Origin of the sequence: Streptomyces sp. NPDC093984 (assembly GCF_044764595.1) — a bacterium.
Taxonomy (GTDB): Bacteria; Actinomycetota; Actinomycetes; order Streptomycetales; family Streptomycetaceae; genus Streptomyces; species Streptomyces cynarae.
The window spans coordinates 1-1595 of record NZ_JBIWIM010000052.1 but is presented as its reverse complement, the minus strand read 5'-3'; the positions used below and the strand labels follow the sequence as shown (position 1 = coordinate 1595).

Here is a 1595-nt window from a genome sequence, read left to right as displayed (position 1 = left end):
CACTCCGCGTTCGTCAGATCACCTCGTCCCATGACCGTGAACACGGCCACCAGGACGACACCGCTCAATCAGTGATCCGCCGGACAGGGCCTAGGCTCATCAGCTATAGAGACGTCTGCAAGGTCACCGACTGGCGCGCGAAGCCATTGCGCTCATAGAACCGGATGGCGTCAGCGTTGCTTGAGTATGCCGTCACCTCCGCGGCTTCGGCTCCTAAGTCCTTCGCCCAGCCGCAGAACTCTGCGACCAGACGCCCTCCGGTCTGGCTGCGACGAAACCTGGGCTGCACATACATGCTCACCAGCGTTGCGACCTTAACCGGCTTCATCTCCGACGCCTCCCCCAGCACACCAACGAGGTGTCCCACGACCTCGCCGTCACAGTCGGCGACGAGCAAGAGTCGGTTCGGATCGTCTATACCGGCGGCGAAACGTTCGGCTCCGCGCTGACGAGGCCAATCTATGTTGATGCTTGGGTCCCGAGTCCCTGCGTCCTCTGCGAACAACGCGCTGCTGCACGCGACGAGCCCGCCGATGTCCGCGTGCTCCGCCCTGCGGACAACCACTACCTGTTGTTGATTCCTCATGGGCCGTGACGCTATCGGTCGAACCGACATCCCGGCCCAAGTGCTTTCCAAACGCAGGTTCTGGCAGAACGTCTGTTACCAGTAACGCCTGTTAAGGCTCGATGTCGAAGAGCGGGATGGAACGTGGAGGTGGGGCGAGGACGGCACGAAGGCGGTTGAGCATTGCCTGCCATTGCTTCCAGTCGCCCGGGTCGACCCAAGCTGAGGCCAGCCCAGCCTCGTCGCTGATGATGCGGGCAAGGGCGTCGTCAGCGAGCGCACAAAGATCGGTAGGAAACAAGGGCATGGAAGACTCAGGGCCGTAAGGCGTGTCCACGGCTTCACCACCTGGGCACTGCGCCGCGATCAATGCGGCGGCGGCCACCGCTTCTTCGGCTTCCGTGAGGTAGCCGGTGGCGTGCACGGTGCGGGTGAGGACACCTCGGATCAGGGCCACGCGTTCCTCGGCCTCGGCGTCATCGAGGGCGTCGGCGAAGTCCGCGGCTGTGTCGTTGTCGAAGGGTCCGGTGTCCCAGGTGCCCATGATGATCTCCTTGCGTAGCTGTGCCCCGGATCCTCGCACCAGCCACCGACAACCCAACTACGGTGCAATCGGGCGCATTTGCGGAGTAGGTGGAAGCCAGCGCGGCTGAACATCTGGCGCTTGAACATCTTGATGCGGTTGGCGCGGCCTTCAACAGTGCCGGAGTTGGTGAAGTGCGCTTCTTGTGCAGGTAGGTGTGAACGTGCTGGTAGCTGCCCTTGTAGCCGAGCAAAACAATCTTCTTCCAGAGCGTCCAGGCGTTGGTGCAGCCTTCGTTCCAGCGGTCGTCGAGGTAGGTCTTGTACTCGCCCAGGTTGGAAGAGCGGATCTGCCACTGACCGGTGAAGAGGTCTTCGGGCTTGGCGGCATCGGCGTACTTCTTGACGGTGCGGCTACTGAGAATTTCGGTTCGGGGTGACGTCATGGCGGTGCCGGGATGAGTCCGGTCTCGGCGATGAAGCCGTCAAGCAGGTCGGGCCGGTACTG

Annotated in this window: 3 protein-coding genes; 1 reads left to right on the top strand and 2 read right to left on the bottom strand. The window is 62.6% G+C overall.

The window, feature by feature from the left end; translation table 11 throughout:
* Window positions 1-103: 103 nt before the first annotated feature.
* Both ACIRC0_RS39685 and ACIRC0_RS39680 read right to left on the bottom strand, forming a co-directional pair.
* Window positions 104-586, bottom strand: a complete 483-nt coding sequence (locus tag ACIRC0_RS39685) for a GNAT family N-acetyltransferase (RefSeq protein WP_403627016.1) — start codon at window positions 584-586, stop codon at window positions 104-106.
* Between the two features lie 91 nt (window positions 587-677).
* Window positions 678-1109 carry a DUF4259 domain-containing protein gene (locus ACIRC0_RS39680; RefSeq protein WP_403627014.1) on the bottom strand — a complete coding sequence of 144 codons (432 nt, stop codon included), beginning with the start codon at window positions 1107-1109 and terminating at the stop codon, window positions 678-680.
* A gap of 196 nt (window positions 1110-1305) precedes the next feature.
* On the opposite strand from ACIRC0_RS39680, the gene ACIRC0_RS39675 reads away from it, so the two are divergent.
* Window positions 1306-1527, top strand: coding sequence for a hypothetical protein (locus tag ACIRC0_RS39675; protein ID WP_403627011.1), 222 nt, complete (start codon window positions 1306-1308; stop codon window positions 1525-1527).
* Window positions 1528-1595 lie beyond the last annotated feature (68 nt).